Source organism: Pseudomonas agarici, from assembly GCF_001543125.1.
Taxonomy (GTDB): Bacteria; Pseudomonadota; Gammaproteobacteria; order Pseudomonadales; family Pseudomonadaceae; genus Aquipseudomonas; species Aquipseudomonas agarici.
On the sequence record NZ_CP014135.1, the window covers coordinates 4093094 to 4111690 of the forward strand.

Genomic DNA, 18597 nt, shown 5'->3' on the forward strand with positions numbered 1-18597 from the left:
CGGAACCGGCGACTTTAAAGACGGCCTAATATGCGTGATCAATTGTCCCCGCGTCGACTCAGCATGAAGCATTTGTTCCCCAGCACCGCACTGGCTCTTTTCATTGGCCTTGGCGTTTGCGCGTTCTCGGCCAATACGTTCGCAGCCAATAGCTGGGACAATCTTCAACCCGGCCGCGACGAGGTGATTGCCAGCCTGAACGTCGTCGAGTTGCTCAAGCGCCATCACTACAGCAAGCCGCCGCTCGATGATGCGCGTTCGGCGATCATCTACGACAGCTACCTCAAGCTGCTCGATCCATCGCGCAGTTACTTCCTCGCCAGCGATATCAGTGAATTCGACAAATGGAAAACCCAGTTTGACGATTTCCTCAAGAGTGGCGACCTGAAAGCCGGCTTCACCATCTACAAGCGTTACCTGGACCGGGTCAAGGCCCGTCTGGACTTTGCCCTCGCCGAGTTGAACAAAGGCGTGGACAAGCTGGACTTTACCGCCCAGGAAAGCTTGCTGATCGATCGCAAGGATGCTCCCTGGCTCAAGAGCACCGCCGAACTCGACGACCTGTGGCGCAAGCGTGTCAAGGACGAGGTGCTACGCCTGAAGATCGCCGGCAAGGAACCCAAGGCGATCCAGGAACTGCTGGTCAAGCGCTACAAAAACCAGTTGACGCGCCTGGACCAGACCCGGGCCGAAGATATCTTCCAGGCCTATATCAATACCTTTGCAATGTCCTACGACCCGCACACCAACTATCTGTCACCCGATAGCGCGGAAAACTTCGACATCAACATGAGCCTGTCCCTCGAAGGGATCGGTGCCGTGCTGCAAAGCGACAACGACCAGGTCAAGATCGTGCGTCTTGTCCCCTCGGGCCCGGCCGACAAAACCAAGCAGGTCGCTCCGGCCGACAAGATCATTGGTGTCGCCCAGGGTAACAAGGAAATGGTCGACGTGGTCGGCTGGCGCCTGGACGAAGTGGTCAAGCTGATCCGTGGTCCGAAAGGCTCCGTGGTTCGCCTGGAAGTGATTCCAGCGAGCAACGCGCCGAGCGACCAGACCAGCAAGATTGTCGCCATCACCCGTGAATCGGTGAAACTGGAAGACCAGGCTGCAAACAAATCGATCTTGCACCTCAAGCAGGATGGCAAGGACTACACACTCGGCGTCATCGACATTCCCGCGTTCTATCTGGACTTCAAGGCTTTCCGTGCCGGCGACCCGGACTACAAGAGCACCACTCGCGACGTCAAGAAGCTGCTGGGCGAATTGCAGAAGGAAGGGGTCGATGGCGTGGTCATCGACTTGCGCAACAACGGCGGCGGTTCCTTGCAGGAGGCTACGGAGCTGACCAGCCTGTTTATCGACAAAGGCCCGACCGTGCTGGTACGTAACGCCGATGGCAAGGTCGACGTGCTTGAAGACGAAAACCCCGGCGCCTTCTACAAAGGGCCAATGGCGTTGCTGGTCAACCGCTTGTCCGCCTCGGCCTCGGAGATTTTCGCTGGCGCCATGCAAGACTATCACCGGGCGCTGATCGTCGGTGGCCAGACCTTCGGCAAAGGCACCGTGCAGACCATCCAGCCACTGAACCATGGCGAGCTGAAACTGACCCTGGCCAAGTTCTACCGGGTTTCCGGGCAAAGCACCCAGCATCAGGGGGTACTGCCTGACGTCGATTTCCCATCGATCATCGATACCAAGGAAATCGGCGAGAGCGCACTGCCGGAGGCTATGCCCTGGGACACCATTCGTCCGTCGATCAAACCGGCGCTGGATCCGTTCAAGCCGTTCCTGGCGCAGCTCAAATCCGACCACGATGCACGTGCGTCGAAAGATGCGGAGTTCATCTTCATTCGCGACAAGCTAGCCCTGGCCGAGAAATTGATGAAGGAAAAGACCGTAAGCCTGAATGAGGCTGACCGTCGCGCCCAGCGCGCTGATATCGATGCCAAGCAGTTGGCCATGGAAAACGCCCGGCGCAAAGCCAAAGGCGAAGACGCCCTCAAGGAACTGAAGAAAGAGGACGAAGACGCGCTGCCGCCTGATCCAGACAAGAAAGCCAAGCCGGAAGACGACGCCTACTTGAGCGAAACCGGACGAATCCTGCTGGATTACCTGCGCTTGAATACCGCCGTGGCCAAGCATTGATAGATAATGGCAATTTAATGTGATCGCTCTTCGGAGCGTCATCAAACAGTCATCACTCTGTCGTGAAATAAGGATTGGGCGCGGCTCTTGGATCAAGAGCCGCGCCCCGTCCTTTTTTATCATCAGAGACTGCCATGACCATGACCGAACAGCTGAACGCCTTGAGTTCAATCCTGGCTCAGAGTGGTCTACACAGCCTGTTCCAGCCGATCATCTCGTTGTCCGAAAGACGTATCGTCGGTTATGAAGCCCTCAGTCGCGGGCCTTCCAACAGTCCGCTGCACTCGCCCATCAGCCTGTTCGCCGTGGCCCGCCAGGCCGGGCGCCTGAGCGAGCTGGAAATGGCCTGCCGGCTCAGCGCCTGCCGCCGCTTCAGCGAGCAAAAACTGCCGGGTAAGCTGTTCCTCAACGTCTCGCCCGAATCTCTGCTGGAGCCGACCCACCAACCGGGCCGAACCCTCACGCTACTCCAGGACTTCGGTATCGATCCCAGCAACGTAGTCATCGAACTCACCGAACAAACGCCGACCGACGATTTCCAGTTACTGCACAACGCCCTACATCACTATCGTGCCATGGGTTTCTCAATTGCCCTGGATGACCTGGGTGCCGGTTATTCCAGCCTGCGTTTGTGGTCGGAGCTGCGCCCGGACTACGTGAAGATCGACCGACACTTCATCGACGGTATCCATCGGGACAGCCTCAAGCGCGAGTTCGTCGGCTCCATTCTGCAAATCGCCAAAGCCTCGCGGGCCCAGGTGATCGCCGAAGGCATCGAGTTACCGGAAGAACTGGCGGTACTCACCGACATGGGCGTCGATCTGGTCCAGGGCTATCTGCTTTGTCGGCCCCAGGAACAGCCACCGCAGGACGCCCGCGCGTTGCTGCCGAAGCTGGAAAATACCTCCATCGCCCTGAGCGAGGAAGGCAGTGACCTCAGTGCGTTGCTCATCGAGCAACCGGCGGTCACCCAAAACACGCCTATTGCAACCGTGCTGGAAGCCTTTCGTCGCCAGGCCAACCTCAACTCCCTGGCAGTGTTGGACGAGCAGCAACGGCCCCGCGGCATCGTGCATCGATACTCGCTATCGGATGCACTGCTCAAGCCGTTTGCCACCGACCTGTTCGCCCGCAAGCCCATTAGCCGACTGATGAGCGATGACTTCCTCGCCGTGGAGCTGAGCCAATCGCTGCAGCAAGTCAGCCGGTTGCTGACCGGTCGTGCGCGACAACGCATCGAAGAAGACTTCATCATCACCCTCCATGGCTGCTACCTGGGCCTGGGACGGGTCATCGATGTCCTCAAACTGATCACCGAACTGAAGATCCAGCAGGCCCGCTACGCCAACCCGCTGACGTTGCTGCCCGGCAACGTGCCGATCCAACAGTGCTTGACGCGCTTGCTGCAGCAACAGTGCGAATCGGTGATTTGTTATGTGGACATCGACAGCTTCAAGCCCTTCAACGATATCTATGGCTATGGCCGGGGCGATGAAGTATTGCTGTGCCTGGCGCAATGCCTGAATGATCGTGTCGATCCGAGTCGGGATTTCGTCGGTCATATCGGCGGCGATGATTTCATGCTAGTGCTGGGGTCGCAGGATTGGCGCAAGCGCCTGAATCAGCTACTGGAAGACTTCCAGAACCAGTGCCGGCGCTTCTACCGCGCCGAACACCTGAATGCAGGCTGCTTTGTCGCCTCCAATCGCCAGGGCCAACGGCAGGAGTTTGCATTGCTATCACTGTCCATTGGGGTGGTGCATCTGCAACCGCAATCCTGTGACCTGCTGGATGCCAGCCAGTTGGCGGAACTCGCCTCCCAAGCCAAGCACCACGCCAAGACCGTGCCGGGCCACAGCATCCATGTGATCGATAGCCGGGAGCTGATCGCCGTGGCACCGCAGAGCCCCTTGTCGGCCAATGAGCCCTCCAACGACAGCGCCACACCGGCCCGGGCCTTGCCCTAGCAATCGACCACTAACCGTACAGGCCACTCGCTTCAGGCCTTCGCAGACTCTGGATAATCGTACTCGAACACCCGCACCACTTCCGAGGCATGCCAGGACGCTGCCGCTACGCCGTCGGACGGGCCGGAAAAACGTCCAAGGCGCTCGACACACTCGAAAAAGCCGGTGCGCGGCAGGCGACTGGCGCCTTGGCTGATCACCAACGAACTGCGCAACGGCTGTTCAGCTTTCGCATCGAGTGTCGCCAGGTGCTCCAAGGCTGCCGTCAGGGTCTGCATTGCCGGGCTCGGCAATTGCAAGCGCTCGAGCAGCGCGCGATAGGTCAATAAATGACGCTGGCGACGGGCCTGATCAAGTTCACCGAGCAAACCATCCCAGTGCTGGCGACTGATTCGCACGCTCACGATGCACCCTCCCAGCCGGCCAAGCCCAGCTCCCAGGCCAGACTGCGGCGAATCGCGGCGTCGGGCTCGCGCTCACCGCTTTCGATCATCCCCAGGTACGAAGGGCTGATACCGACGGTCCGGGCCAGACGTTCAATCGTCAGTCCCTTGGCTTCGCGCAGGCTGCGCAACTGCTCGAACGCCGGCAATGCCAGGGTCGGGGCAACAGCTGTAGCGCACGGTTTTGGAGAAGATTGTTGGCTGAGCGAACCGGCCGCTTCAAGCAAGGCCTGATACTGAGCCCACGGGAGAACCGCATACTCCGGTTCGCCATCACGGGTAATTATTTGAAGATCCATTACTACACCCAGTAGGACGATTACACATAGCGAGTCAGCGCTTTCCTGTAGCTTAATATTAACAGCCGCCAGGGTCGCTAGTGTGCTTGTTCATCGAACAACTGGATTTGGATTAACTTTTTTTATTGTGCTCAAGCTGCAATTGCTCTGGCGTGTCCGGCAAACGCTCGGCGACCTGCAATTGTTCCGGCATCTGACGCTGGCGCCAGGCCCGAAAAGCATTCAATTCCTGGTCCAGGGTATTCATCACCCAAGCCAGCACTGCGATATCATCGAGCATGCCGAACACCGGGATGACGTCCGGTATGGCGTCGATGGGGCTGAGAAAATACAGCAGGCCAGCCACGACGGTGATCATCGATTTGGTACTGATCGCTCGATATTCACCGCGCCAGTAGGTCAAGCACAGTACCTGGAGCAGTTTTAGATCCTCCTTGAACTTACCCCACTGTCCACCTTGCCGGGCACTTTTGCTCGCCACCGCGAACAATAGCGTCGGCAAACGGCCACGCACTAACAAGCGTTGAGCCAATGGCAGGAAACGCGCAAAACTCCAGGGTGCTTTCATTATCACTCCAGCGGGCGGATGCATCAGGTTATCCACACAAGTTGTGGATAACCTTGTGAACAGAGCCACTTTTTTTAGCTAAGAGCCCCGTCATACAAGGGTCCGGCTCAGATCGGGCGTTTTTTACTCACAAAAAAAACCCACAATTTCATTGACTTGGCATGAGTCTACGACCGAGTCAATTAGCTCAAGATTAAGACTACGCTGACTCGTCTGCGTTCGATTTCTCACGCTTTATCAAGACGCAGAAACGACAACGCCCCGTCAGACGGGGCGTTGGCACAAGCACGACCAGATTACTTGGCGGCTTCGTCGGCCTTGGCCGGATCCTTGATCGCCAGCAGTTCCAGGTCAAATACCAGCACCGAGTTGGCTGGAATTGCCGCGCTCGGGCTTTGTGCACCGTAAGCCAGGTCTGCTGGGATGTACAGCTTGTACTTCTCACCAACGTGCATCAATTGCAGGCCTTCGACCCATCCCGGAATCACACCGCTCACTGGCAGGTCGATCGGGCTGCCGCGATCAACGGAGCTGTCGAAGGTGGTGCCGTTGGTCAGCTTACCGGTGTAGTGCACCGTCACCACGTCGGTGGACTTGGGTTGAGGACCGTCGGCTTTCTTGACGACTTCATATTGCAGGCCGGAAGCCGTAGTCACGATACCTGGCTTCTTGGCGTTTTCTTCGAGGAATTTCTTGCCGCTGGCTGCCGATTCCTCGCTCAGCTTGGCCATGCGCTCTTCAGCACGTTTCTGCAGTGCGGCAAAGGCTTCGACCAGTTCGTCGTCCTTGAGCTTCTGCTCTTTCTTGCCGATGGCATCTTCGATGCCCTGGGCGACGGCCTTGGAATCCAGATCATCCATGCCTTCCTGGGCCAAGCTCTTGCCCATGTTCAGGCCGATACCATAGGAAGCTTTTTGCGCCGGGGTTTTGAGCTCTACGCTGGAATGCGAATCGCAGCCCGCAAGTACCAGACTTACCAGGGCAACCGCCGCCGCCAACCGATGCTGTTTCATGCTATTTCCTTGTTCATGCGCCTAAAGGGCAATCGAGTAAAGCCGCGAGCTTATCAGGCCGCCACGACCAATGGCTATGGGCATGAGAGCGGTAAAGCGTCAATAAGTTCAGCCATTTCGGGCTTTTTTCAACGCCCTGACGTTCAGTTTACGTACCGGCTCGCCACCCTCTCCCGACAAGGGGCCAGCATTGACGAGCATCGCGGCCACTTGCTGCCTGACCATGGCTCAGGCATAAGAGCAGGACAACTCGACAAGGATGGTTATCTTGCGCATATTTTACCGTGTGTTACTGGCTCTGATACTCCTGCTGGGCCTAGGCCTCGTGGTGATTTTGTACTACATCGCCAATCCGAAACTGCCGACATACATGCCGGCGGACCAGGTTCGCTACCTGGAACAATGGAGCCCGACCGACCGCCAGACCTTCTACTACACCCCCCAGGGCACTCAGGTGAAAGGCCTGCGTTATGAATGGTTCACCGCCCTGGAACTGCCTTTCTCCGAACAGCGCTTCGCGACTGCGCAATACCTGGCGCGTTTCGGTTTCCTGATCGACCCCAAGCAACAGGCCACTACCGACAACCCCGGCAACCTACCGGTAGGTTTTACCCGTCACCAGAATCCCGGTAGCGACGCCCAGTACCTGGATATCACCTGCGCCGCCTGCCACACCGGCGAATTGCGCTATAAAGGGCAAGCGCTGCGGATCGACGGCGGTTCGGCACAGCATGTCCTGCCTTCGAGCGTACCGACCCTACGCGGCGGCAGCTTTGGTCAGGCGCTGGTCGCCAGCCTCGCTGCTACCTATTACAACCCGTGGAAGTTCGAGCGTTTCGCCCGTCAGGTCCTTGGCGACGCCTATGAGGCTCGCCACGCCGAACTGCGTACCGCCATCAAGCAGTCCCTGGACACCTTCCTGCATGTTGCCTGGAACGATACCCATCGCGGCCTGTATCCGACCCTCGAAGGCCCGGGACGCACGGACGCCTTCGGCCGAATCGCCAATGCCAGCTTCGGCGATGCCATCTCCGACAAGAATTACCGGGTGGCCGATGCTCCGGTGGACTACCCGCAACTGTGGGATATCTGGACCTTCGATTGGGTCCAGTGGACTGCTTCGGCCCAGCAACCCATGGCGCGTAATATCGGCGAAGCCTTGGGCGTCGGCGCCACCCTGAGTTTTTTCGATGCCAACGGCCAACCCCTGCAGGGCGCGGCCCGCTATCCCTCCAGTGTGCGGGTGCGCGACCTGTACAAGATCGAGGAAACCCTGCAACGTCTCAAACCGCCAACATGGCCCGAGGACCTGTTCGGCAAGGTTGATCTGGCACGAGCTGCCCAGGGTCGAGGGCTATTTGCCGAGAACTGCGCCGGCTGCCATGTACCGTCGATCAGTAAGGAAAATGGTCGGCCGGTACAGCACCTGAAAACGATTCCGGTCGCGGCAATCGGCACCGACCCAAACACCGCCGACAATATCGCCGACCAGCGCTATGACCTGAGCGCGCTGCAATGGGACCCGGCGGAACTGGCGAAACTGCCCGTGCAACTGCACCCCAAGCCAGACCTGCCACTGGACATGGCACAACTGTCAGTCGCCAAAGGCCTGGCCTATGTCACTGCATTCGTCGAAGAACGTGCCTATCGCGATGCCCAAGTCACCCCCGCCGAGCGTCCGCGACTAGACGGCTTCGGCCTGCCCATCGGCGTACTCGAACAACGGGCCTACAAGGCACGACCGCTGGCGGGCGTCTGGGCCACGCCGCCCTACCTGCACAACGGTTCGGTGCCAAGCCTCTATCAGTTGCTTTCCCCTCAGGATGAACGCGCCACCACCTTTTACAGAGGGACCTTCGAATACGATCCACGTCACCTGGGTTATCGCCAGGAGGCCTTCGAAAACGGCTTCCTGTTCGATACCCAGATCAGCGGCAACCACAACAGCGGCCATGAATTTCGCGCTGGCAAACGCGGTAATGGGGTGATCGGCCGGTTGCTGCAGCCGCAAGAGCGCTGGGCCCTGCTCGAATACCTGAAAGTGCTGGGCGGACCACTGGAGCAGCAACTGCCATGAACCTGCGCCCTCACGATCACACTAAAAGGATGTCCTCATGTTGAAGCGACTCTGGCTGTGCCTTGGCACCTTTCTCGGCAAGACCCTGCTGGTCCTGGCCGGCCTCGGGCTGCTCGGCTGGGGGCTGTCGACCGGTTGGTACGCCTGGCGCCACAGTGGACCGGTATCGACCGAAGAGCAGGTTCCTGCCGGTGAATCGGCCATGACCCAGGACATCATCCAGACCGCCGTGCGCATCGTCGACCAGCACCGCGAAGGCACGCGTTATTTGCGCGATGCCCATGCCAAGGCCCATGGCTGCGTGAAGGCCGAAGTCCAGGTAGTCGATGACCTGCGAGGCGATCTACGTCAGGGCGTGTTTGCCGAGCCAGGCAAGACTTGGCAGGCGCTGATACGCCTGTCCAATGGCAACGCCTACCCGCAGTTCGACAGCATTCGCGATGCCCGTGGCATGGCGATCAAGTTGATGGATGTCCCCGGCAAGCAGTTGCTGACGGGGCAACAGGGTCGCCACGAACAAGATTTCGTGATGTTCAGCCACCCCAACTTTTTTGTCAGCGATGTCGCCGAGTATCAACAGAATATCGGCGCCCAGGCCGATGGTAAGAAGGTCCTGGCGTTTTTCCCGAGCTGGAACCCCAGCGGCTGGCAGATCCGCCATCTGTTCATCGCCCTGGCGACCCTGGCGCCGTCACCGCAAAGCCCGACCCGGACGACCTATTTTTCCGTATCGCCGTACAAGTTCGGCAGCGCCAACGCCAAGTTCCGGGTGGCTCCCGATCCCCAGAGTTGTCCGCAATACCCATTACCCAAGCAGAACCAGGACCTGCCGAATTTCCTGCGCAGCGCCCTGGTCCAGCAGCTATCCACGGACCGCATGCCGGCCTGCTTCGTCCTGCAGATCCAGCTCCAGAACGCCAACAAATACATGCCGCTCGAAGACACCAGCGTCGAATGGAAGGAAAGCGATGCACCGTTCGAGACTGTCGCACGTGTCCACCTTCCGGCCCAGGACTTCGATACGCCAGCGCAGAATATCGCCTGTGACAACCAGTCGTTCAACCCCTGGTACGGCCTGGAGGCTCATCGACCGATTGGTGGGATCAACCGCTTGCGCAAGGCGGTGTATGAGGCAGTCAGCGATTACCGGCATAGCCGTAACGCCGAACAATAGCGATGATCCTTTAGTCTCCGCGCCCTGCCGGGCGCACCATGAAAAAAGCCCATCCGAAGATGGGCTTTATCGTTCAGCCACTGATCTTACTTGACGCTTGAGGCCTGACCTTCGGCCACGTCCAGGTCATCCAGTACACGCTCGTCTTCAATGCCACGACCACCGGAAGCCAGTTCCGCGTGCAGCTTATCTTCATCCAGTTCATTGACCCACTTGGCCACGACCACGGTAGCCACGGCGTTACCGACCAGGTTAGTCAGTGCGCGGGCTTCGGACATGAAGCGGTCGATACCCAGAATCAGCGCCAGGCCGGCAACCGGCAAATGGCCGACGGCGGACAGGGTAGCGGCCAGAACGATGAAACCACTACCGGTCACGCCCGCGGCGCCCTTGGAGGACAGCAGCAGCACCAACAACAGGGTGATCTGGTGGGTGATGTCCATGTGGGCGTTGGTCGCCTGGGCGATAAACACCGCCGCCATGGTCAGGTAGATGGAGGTACCGTCGAGGTTGAAGGAGTAACCGGTTGGAATCACCAGGCCGACAACCGACTTCTTCGCACCCAGACGCTCCATCTTGATCAGCATGCGTGGCAACGCCGATTCCGAAGAGGAAGTGCCCAGTACGATCAGCAGCTCTTCACGGATGTAGCGAATCAGCTTCAGTACACTAAAGCCATGGGCGCGGCAGATGGAGCCCAGTACCACCACCACGAACAGGATGCAGGTGATGTAGAAGCTGATCATCAATTGGCCCAGTTGCACCAGGGAACCGACACCGTAAGCCCCGATGGTGAAAGCCATCGCACCCAGCGCACCCAACGGCGCCAGCTTCATGATCATATTGATGATGTTGAACATCACGTGGGCGAAACGATCGATGAAGTCCAGCACCGGCTTGCCGTAGGCGCCCAGGCGATGCAGGGCGAAACCGAAGATCACCGAGAACATCAACACTTGCAGGATGTCGCCGTTGGCAAACGCACCGACGATGGTGCTCGGGATCACGTTCATGATGAAGCCGACGATGCTCTGGTCGGCACCGGCGGAAACGTAGGCAGCGACTTTCGAGGCGTCCAGGGTGGTGACGTCGATGTTCATGCCGCTGCCCGGCTGGATTACGTTCACCACGAGCAGGCCGATCAGCAGGGCGATGGTCGAGACGACTTCGAAGTACAGCAGCGCGTAGCCGCCGGTCTTGCCGACCGATTTCATGCTTTGCATACCAGCGATGCCGCTGACCACCGTGCAGAAGATGATCGGGGCAATGACCATTTTGATCAACTTGATGAAGCCATCACCCAGTGGCTTGAGAGCCATGCCGGTCTGGGGATAGAAATGACCGAGCAGGATGCCGATAGCGATCGCTACGACTACCTGGAAATACAGGGATTTGTACAGTGGCTGACGAGTCGTCATTGCAAAGTTCCTCAAGAGATCACACAGCTGTCATCCAACTGACAGATACACAACCTGAAGCACGAACCCTCCTTCACTGGAGGGATTTGTTGTTTGTCGAACTGCGTGGGGCAGACTCTGACCTACTTGCAAAGCTCGCGCCACTTTCGGAAGATTCCGACAAAGCCTTTAGCCATCAGGCCTTCACCGACCTTCTGTCAGCCTGCCTTCCTAGCCCATATGGCGGTTTTCCGCCCTTCCACTCCTGACAGCCAGCGATTTTGGCGGATATCCGCCGTATTCATGGCGGATATCTCCGGCCAAGATCCACCATTCAATGGGCCAGAGCACTGCCAATGCGAGAACGCCGCGTTGCCAGCCACCTCGCCCATGCTGCCCTGGATGGCGCCCGGCGGCGGGACCATTGCTGTTCGGGATTGTTGTAATGGTTGGCAGTCTCCCCGAACGGCTGAACGTACCGAAGGCCTGTGGTTGGAACTGGCCGACGAATACCCCAGCTTCGGCCAGAACCGTTGCCAGAGTAGCACCTTCGCCATGATGTGCCAGTCGCTGATCCCCTGCAGTAACCTGGAAACAGCCGTGAATCCAAGGATCAGTTGCGGCGGGATATCGCCATCCGGCACCTGGGGCGCCGCGAGCTGTCAGTGCAGCAGAGCTGCCGACCAGTTGAGGGCCGCGAATCCTTGGCGTTGCGCAGGGCGTTCAAGAAATATACGGAGCTGAAACCGGGCACTTATCGCGCCCAGGACTAGAGCGTCAAGGCGCCGGGAAGTGGATACGAAACGAAGCGCCGCCCAGGGATGAGTCGCCCAGGGTCAGTTCGGCATCGTAGCTTTCGATGATGTCCTTGACCACCGCCAGGCCGATGCCCTGCCCTGGGTGCTGGCGGTCCAGGCGTTCGCCGCGCCTGAGAATCCGCGCGCGCTGGTCTGGAGGAACACCTGGGCCGTCATCCTCGACATACACCTCGATGCCCTGCAAACCGCGGCGCAGGCTGATACGGATCTGGCTCAGGCACAACCGATAGGCATTCTCCAGCAAGTTTCCGAGCAATTCCAGCAAGGCTCCCTGCTCGATCGGCACATGGCTGAACTCAGGTACATCAATGACCACTCGGACATGCTTGTCGCGATAGACCTTGTCCAGGGTGTTGCACAGACTTTTGAGCACCGGGCGTAACTCGACCTGATGCCGAACCAGACCGCTCTTGCGCAAGCTCGCACGCTGCAACTGGTAGCTGATCTGCTGGTTCATGCGTTCGATCTGGCTTTGCAGGATCCACGCCTGGTCGCGATCCCGTGGGCGCTGGGCCATGCTTTCACTGACGCCCTGCAAGACCGCCAGCGGGGTCTTCAAGCTGTGGGCCAGGTCATCCAGGGAATCGCGGTAGCGGCTGCGCTGTTCGCGCTCGCTGTGCAACAAGCGGTTGAGAGAGCCGGTCAAACGCAGCAATTCGCGCGGGTGTTCTTCACTGAGGCTTTGCAGTTCGTCGCTTTCAATCTGGTCCAGTTCCTGGCTCAAGCGCCGCAGCGCCCGCAGGCCCCAGGTCAGGCCGATCCAGAGCAACGCCAACAGCACCGACAGCGCCGCACCGAAGCCCAGGTAGAGCTTCTCGCGCAAACCGGCGAGGGTCATCTTGTATTCGCGCATCGGTTGCAAGGCAACAAAGCTGTAGGCCGCACTCCTGCCACCGAGCAGCTTGACCTCGACGTCGTAGACGAAGAATTCGCCACCATTGTCCTCGCGAATCTTCGCGAACTCGTTGCCACGCCCATCATAACGGGGCTTGTAGTTGATGTTTTCTTCCTGGGTGGCCCGTGAACGCCATACCAGCCGGCCGTCGCGGTCGAAGATATAACCGAGCAGGCGGCTATCCGGCAGATTGAACTGTTCATCGGGAAGTAGCTCGGGCATTTGCAGCTGCTTCTTGTTATCCACCCGCGCCGCAGAAATCAGCGTGGTCACGTCCGAGGCCAGGCGTTGCTCGATGGAGTCCTGCAACGCCAGGCTGAAAGCCCCTTGCATCGCTGGCAGCAGCGCCAGCATAAATAGAATCGCCAGGGTCGTGGCGGCCAGCATCAGCCGCACCCGTAGCGAACGAATCACCGACAGCGCTCGTTGAACAGATAGCCCAGGCCGCGCACGGTATCGATCGGCTTGAAGCCCACGGTACCTTCCAGTTTGCGCCGCAGGCGTCCAACCAATACCTCAATCACGTTCGGATCACGCTCATCGTCGTCCGGGTACAACTGCTCCATCAGGCGGTCCTTGGCGATCACCTGTTGGTGATAGCGCATCAGGTATTCGAGGATCCGGTATTCGTAGGCGGTCAGGGCCAGAGGCTGATCCTCGAGAGACGCCTGCTTGCGATTGAGGTCTAGCAGCAACGGCCCGGCGGTGATCGTCGACTGGGTGAAACCGCTGGAACGACGCAGCAGGGCATTCATCCGCGCTTCCAGCTCCTCGAACTGGAAAGGCTTGACCACATAGTCGTCAGCGCCGGCGGCCAGGCCCTCGACCTTGTCCTGCCAGTTGCCGCGAGCGGTCAGGATCAGGATCGGAAATACCTTGCCCTGCGCCCGTAGCTTGCGGATCAGGTCCAATCCACCCATGCCCGGCAGCCCAAGGTCGATTACCGCCAGGTCATGGTTGAACTGTTCGGTCTGGTACACCGCCTCTTCGGCATTGCCGACCGACTCAACCACATGGCCGCTGTCGGTCAATCGGGTTTGCAAGTGATGGCGCAACAGCGCCTCATCTTCTACCACCAGCAACTTCATAACGCTCTCCAACGATCCGGGTATCGTTTCATCAATAACGGTCACTCAGTCCCGCCAACGTATTTCGTAAAAGATACGGCAAACCAGCGGCTGCAGACCCGGCGCATCATCATCGATATAGAGTACCCAAGTGGCCCTGAACACAGACTGAATCGGATCTGCCCCTACCCAGTCTGGTCTCGACCCGGCAAAATGCCCGGTATGAATCCGTTCCCCGCTCTCCCCGCTTGCTGCACACCGCTCGATAAGCATTGGCCGCTCCCCGAGGCCGTGCCACATAGCGTGCTGCTCGCCACCCACTTCAACCCGAGCCAACTGGCCGTGGACGACTTCCAGCGCAGCCGGATAGAAGTGCCGGCGAGCATCCAGCGCTCGGTCGCCAAGCGCCAGGCCGAATTTCTCGCCGGACGGCTCTGCGCTCGCACCGCCCTGCTGCAACTGGACGGCACCGACTGCGTGCCACCGATCGGCGAAGACCGAGGCCCCGTATGGCCCAGCCATGTCTGCGGCTCGATTACCCACAGCAACGGCCGCGCGGCAGCCATCGTTGCCGACAAGCGACACTGGCGCGGTCTGGGGATGGACCTGGAAAACCTGCTGTCCCACGAGCGCGCCGGGCGCCTGGCCGGGGAAATCCTCGTCCCTGACGAACTACAGCGCCTGGCCGCAGGTCCCACAGAGCAGATCGCGCTGCTGGTGACCCTGACCTTTTCCGTCAAGGAAAGTCTGTTCAAAGCCCTCTATCCGTTGGTGCGCAAACGTTTCTATTTCGAACACGCCGAAGTGCAGGAGTGGGACGAGCAGGGCCATGTGCGCCTGCGCCTGCTGACTGACCTGTCCGACGAATGGCACTATGGCGTCGAGCTACAGGCGCAGTTCGGCCTCCAGGACGAACACTTGCTGAGCCTGGTCAGCCTCCCGGCCTGATAGCCGCTCGTTGGGCCCTGTACGAAATGTATCTGCCCTCGCCCATGCGGCGTTGAAAGCCGGCTTGGCCTTCACGCGAAAACATTTCGTGCAGTTCCTGATTTTCTTGGTGCCGTGGCCATCTGAAGCTAATGAAAACAGGCGATCAGCCGATTATAACAATGGTGCGGCAATAGCACACACAGCGGGATTTGCACTCGGTGACACGCATTTTTTGTGGTAGGGTGCGCGCCCGCAAAAAACCGGCCAGGCCATGCTCGGGCTGGATAAAAAACAGTGACAAACGGTCCACTCCAGTGCTGCTGTGGCCCACACGTACTTTCAGGCTTTCATACACAAATTACGCACAGATTTATCCACAGGTAGCACGTTGCAATCGCCCCCAAAAACGCATTATCTTGTAGTATGACGACAGAAAACCCCCTAGATATAGGGTTTTCCGTCAAAAGAACCAAACACATTTCGAACGAGAAGTTCAAGCTCTTTTCTTGCTTGCGCGGGGTTGAACTAAACAGATTCTCAGAAAGCCCAACCGTGCGTGCGGATGGCGACCGTTTCCCCCTGCTGCGTGGGAAAACGATACGGGTGTTGCAGTACACGACTGTCACCCATCAGGAACTCGGTAACGGGCATAGCCCGGTGCCGCTGAAATTTCGGCAAGGAAGCGGCGCCCACAGCTCCCTTCCTGCTGTCCTGAAGTGGTGATGGCCGACGACGCTCGTCGGTTGTCGTGCTTCAAGACGGAACGGTGGACACCTTCGTGGTGCCCAAACAAACATAAAGAACGTGGAGACACCCATGCAAACCGACACAACTCGCGAGAACCCGCAGGGCACTGTGCCGCAGACTTCCGATTCGAACCTGGATCTGTCTGCTACCGCGCCGGGCCAACTGCGCGTGATCAAGCGTAACGGCACTGTCGTTCCTTATACCGATGACAAGATCACCGTCGCGATCACCAAAGCGTTTCTTGCAGTTGAAGGCGGTACCGCCGCCGCCTCGTCGCGTATTCACGACACCGTTGCACGCCTGACCGAACAGGTTACCGCGACCTTCAAGCGACGCATGCCTTCGGGCGGCACCATCCATATCGAGGAAATTCAGGACCAGGTCGAACTGGCCCTGATGCGTGCTGGCGAACAGAAAGTCGCGCGCGACTACGTGATCTACCGTGACTCGCGCGCCAAGGAACGTGCTATTCGTTCGCCAGCCGAGGAGCTGGTCAACGCGCACCCATCGATCCGTATCACCCGCGCCGACGGCAGTGTCGCGCCCCTGGACATGGGTCGCCTGAACACCATCGTCAGCGAAGCCTGCGAAGGCCTGGAAGAAGTCGACGGCGATCTGATCCAGCGCGAAACCTTAAAGAACCTCTACGACGGCGTGGCCCTGAAGGACGTCAACACGGCCTTGGTGATGACCGCCCGCACCCTGGTGGAACGCGAGCCGAACTACTCGTTCGTGACCGCGCGCCTACTGATGGACACCCTGCGCGCAGAAGGCCTGAGCTTCCTGGCCGTGGCCGAGAGCGCCACTCACCACGAGATGGCCGACCTCTACGCCAAGGCTCTGCCGGCCTATGTCGCCAAGGGTATCGAGTTCGAGCTGCTGAACCCGGTCCTGGCTGAGTTCGACTTGGAGAAACTGGGCCAGGCAATCAACCACGAGCGCGACCAACAGTTCACCTACCTGGGCCTGCAAACGCTTTACGACCGTTACTTTATCCACAAGGACGGCATCCGCTTCGAACTGCCGCAGATTTTCTTCATGCGCGTAGCCATGGGCCTGGCGATCGAAGAAAAGCAGCGTGAAGATCGTGCCATTGAGTTCTACAATCTGTTGTCCTCCTTCGACTACATGGCCTCGACCCCGACCCTGTTCAACGCCGGCACCCTGCGTCCACAACTGTCGAGCTGCTACCTGACCACCGTGCCGGACGACCTGTCGGGCATCTACGGCGCGATCCACGACAACGCCATGCTGTCGAAATTCGCCGGTGGCCTGGGCAACGACTGGACACCGGTGCGCGCACTGGGTTCATACATCAAGGGCACCAACGGCAAATCCCAGGGCGTCGTGCCGTTCCTGAAAGTAGTCAACGACACCGCCGTGGCGGTCAACCAGGGCGGCAAGCGCAAGGGCGCAGTCTGTGCCTACCTGGAAACCTGGCACATGGACATCGAAGAGTTCATCGAGCTGCGCAAGAACACCGGTGACGACCGCCGCCGTACCCACGACATGAACACCGCCAACTGGATCCCTGACCTGTTCATGAAGCGCGTCTTCGATGACGGCAAGTGGACCCTGTTCTCGCCCTCGGAAGTGCCGGACCTGCACGACCTGACCGGCAAGGCCTTCGAAGAGCGTTATGAGTACTACGAAGCCCTGACCGAGTACAACAAGATCAAACTGTTCAAGGTCGTCCAGGCCAAGGACCTGTGGCGCAAGATGCTGTCCATGCTGTTCGAGACCGGCCACCCATGGCTAACCTTCAAGGACCCCTGCAACCTGCGCAGCCCACAACAACACGTGGGCGTGGTCCACAGCTCGAATCTGTGCACCGAAATCACCCTGAACACCAACAAGGACGAAATCGCCGTCTGCAACCTGGGTTCGATCAACCTGCCGAACCACATCGTCAACGGCCAGTTGGACACCGCCAAGCTACAACGCACCGTGAACACCGCCGTGCGCATGCTCGACAACGTGATCGACATCAACTACTACTCGGTGCCACAGGCGAAGAACTCCAACTTCAAGCACCGCCCGGTCGGCCTGGGCATCATGGGCTTCCAGGACGCGTTGTATCTACAGCACATTCCTTACGGTTCCGACGCGGCCGTCGAGTTCGCCGACAAGTCCATGGAAGCGGTCAGCTACTACGCGATCCAGGCCTCCTGCGACCTGGCCGACGAGCGTGGCGCTTACGAGACGTTCCAGGGCTCGCTCTGGTCCAAGGGCATCCTACCGCTGGATTCGCAACAGATCCTGATCCAAGCCCGCGGCCAGAAATACATCGATGTCGACCTGAACGAAAGCCTGGACTGGGCACCGGTCCGTGCCCGTGTGCAAAAAGGTATTCGTAACTCCAACATCATGGCTATCGCACCGACCGCAACCATCGCCAACATTACCGGCGTATCGCAGTCGATCGAACCGACCTACCAGAACCTGTACGTGAAATCGAACCTGTCGGGCGAATTCACCGTGATCAACCCGTATCTGGTTCGCGACCTGAAAGCTCGAGGCCTGTGGGACTCGGTGATGATCAACGACCTGAAGTACTACGACGGCTCCGTGCAGCAGATCGAACGCATCCCGCAAGAACTCAAGGAGCTCTACGCGACGGCATTCGAAGTGGAAACCAAATGGATCGTCGACGCCGCCAGCCGTCGCCAGAAGTGGATCGACCAGGCGCAATCGCTGAACCTGTACATCGCCGGGGCTTCGGGCAAAAAGCTCGACGTGACCTATCGCATGGCCTGGTACCGTGGCCTGAAGACCACCTACTACCTCCGTGCCCTGGCTGCGACCAGCACCGAAAAGTCAACCATCAACACCGGCAAGCTGAATGCTGTTTCCAGTGGTGGCAACCACGGCGACGATTCGGTCCTGGCCGCACCGAGCGTATCGGCACCTGCCGGTCCGGCGCCAGTGCCAAAGGCCTGTGCCATCGATGAGCCGGATTGCGAAGCTTGCCAATAAGCTGAGCGGGACAGCGTCTTCGAGCGCAAACCTGAAACCCCCCGCCGGACCTTGGGTCTGGCGGGGGTTTTCTTTTGC

The 18597-nt window shown here is 59.1% G+C and carries 13 protein-coding genes; 6 read left to right on the plus strand and 7 right to left on the minus strand.

Features of this window, described 5'->3' with window-relative positions:
• Window positions 1–63: 63 nt before the first annotated feature.
• Both AWM79_RS18035 and AWM79_RS18040 read left to right on the plus strand, forming a co-directional pair.
• Complete coding sequence (locus AWM79_RS18035; protein WP_176987137.1) at window positions 64–2148, plus strand: carboxy terminal-processing peptidase; 2085 nt, start codon at window positions 64–66, stop codon at window positions 2146–2148.
• Between the two features lie 134 nt (window positions 2149–2282).
• Complete coding sequence (locus AWM79_RS18040; RefSeq protein ID WP_017133015.1) at window positions 2283–4115, plus strand: bifunctional diguanylate cyclase/phosphodiesterase; 1833 nt, start codon at window positions 2283–2285, stop codon at window positions 4113–4115.
• A 32-nt stretch (window positions 4116–4147) separates the two neighbouring features.
• On the opposite strand, the gene AWM79_RS18045 is transcribed toward AWM79_RS18040, so the two are convergent.
• From AWM79_RS18045 to bamJ, 4 genes are all read right to left on the minus strand, one after another.
• Complete coding sequence (locus AWM79_RS18045) at window positions 4148–4519, minus strand: hypothetical protein (protein WP_017133016.1); 372 nt, start codon at window positions 4517–4519, stop codon at window positions 4148–4150.
• Window positions 4516–4857: a helix-turn-helix domain-containing protein gene (locus tag AWM79_RS18050; protein ID WP_017133017.1), complete on the minus strand. Its 342-nt coding sequence runs from the start codon at window positions 4855–4857 to the stop codon at window positions 4516–4518. The genes AWM79_RS18045 and AWM79_RS18050 overlap by 4 nt, the downstream gene beginning before the upstream one ends.
• A gap of 112 nt (window positions 4858–4969) precedes the next feature.
• Window positions 4970–5425: a YkvA family protein gene (locus AWM79_RS18055; protein WP_017133018.1), complete on the minus strand. Its 456-nt coding sequence runs from the start codon at window positions 5423–5425 to the stop codon at window positions 4970–4972.
• Between the two features lie 296 nt (window positions 5426–5721).
• Window positions 5722–6438 (minus strand): BamJ family beta-barrel-assembly machinery protein, encoded by a 717-nt coding sequence (bamJ, locus tag AWM79_RS18060; RefSeq protein WP_017133019.1) that lies wholly within the window; start codon window positions 6436–6438, stop codon window positions 5722–5724.
• A gap of 259 nt (window positions 6439–6697) precedes the next feature.
• Here bamJ and AWM79_RS18065 point away from each other — a divergent pair, with 259 nt between their 5' ends.
• Window positions 6698–8515, plus strand: a complete 1818-nt coding sequence (locus tag AWM79_RS18065; RefSeq protein ID WP_425262042.1) for a di-heme-cytochrome C peroxidase — start codon at window positions 6698–6700, stop codon at window positions 8513–8515.
• A gap of 37 nt (window positions 8516–8552) precedes the next feature.
• Entirely contained in the window at window positions 8553–9689 is a 1137-nt protein-coding gene (locus AWM79_RS18070) for a catalase family protein (RefSeq protein WP_060783446.1), read from the plus strand.
• An 86-nt stretch (window positions 9690–9775) separates the two neighbouring features.
• Here AWM79_RS18070 and AWM79_RS18075 read toward each other — a convergent pair whose 3' ends face one another.
• The 3 genes from AWM79_RS18075 to AWM79_RS18085 all read right to left on the minus strand — a co-directional run bounded on the left by AWM79_RS18075 (window position 9776) and on the right by AWM79_RS18085 (window position 13887).
• Complete coding sequence (locus AWM79_RS18075; protein WP_017133022.1) at window positions 9776–11107, minus strand: dicarboxylate/amino acid:cation symporter; 1332 nt, start codon at window positions 11105–11107, stop codon at window positions 9776–9778.
• A gap of 756 nt (window positions 11108–11863) precedes the next feature.
• On the minus strand, window positions 11864–13213 hold the full coding sequence (locus tag AWM79_RS18080; RefSeq protein ID WP_060783447.1) for an ATP-binding protein: 1350 nt from the start codon (window positions 13211–13213) through the stop codon (window positions 11864–11866).
• Entirely contained in the window at window positions 13210–13887 is a 678-nt protein-coding gene (locus AWM79_RS18085) for a response regulator (RefSeq protein WP_017133024.1), read from the minus strand. Before AWM79_RS18085 ends, AWM79_RS18080 begins: the two co-directional genes overlap by 4 nt.
• A gap of 201 nt (window positions 13888–14088) precedes the next feature.
• On the opposite strand from AWM79_RS18085, the gene AWM79_RS18090 reads away from it, so the two are divergent.
• Window positions 14089–14814, plus strand: a complete 726-nt coding sequence (locus AWM79_RS18090) for a 4'-phosphopantetheinyl transferase family protein (protein WP_060783448.1) — start codon at window positions 14089–14091, stop codon at window positions 14812–14814.
• A 798-nt stretch (window positions 14815–15612) separates the two neighbouring features.
• The gene (locus AWM79_RS18095) at window positions 15613–18519 is read left to right on the plus strand and encodes a ribonucleoside-diphosphate reductase subunit alpha (RefSeq protein ID WP_017133027.1); all 2907 of its coding nucleotides are present in this window, start codon (window positions 15613–15615) and stop codon (window positions 18517–18519) included.
• Window positions 18520–18597 lie beyond the last annotated feature (78 nt).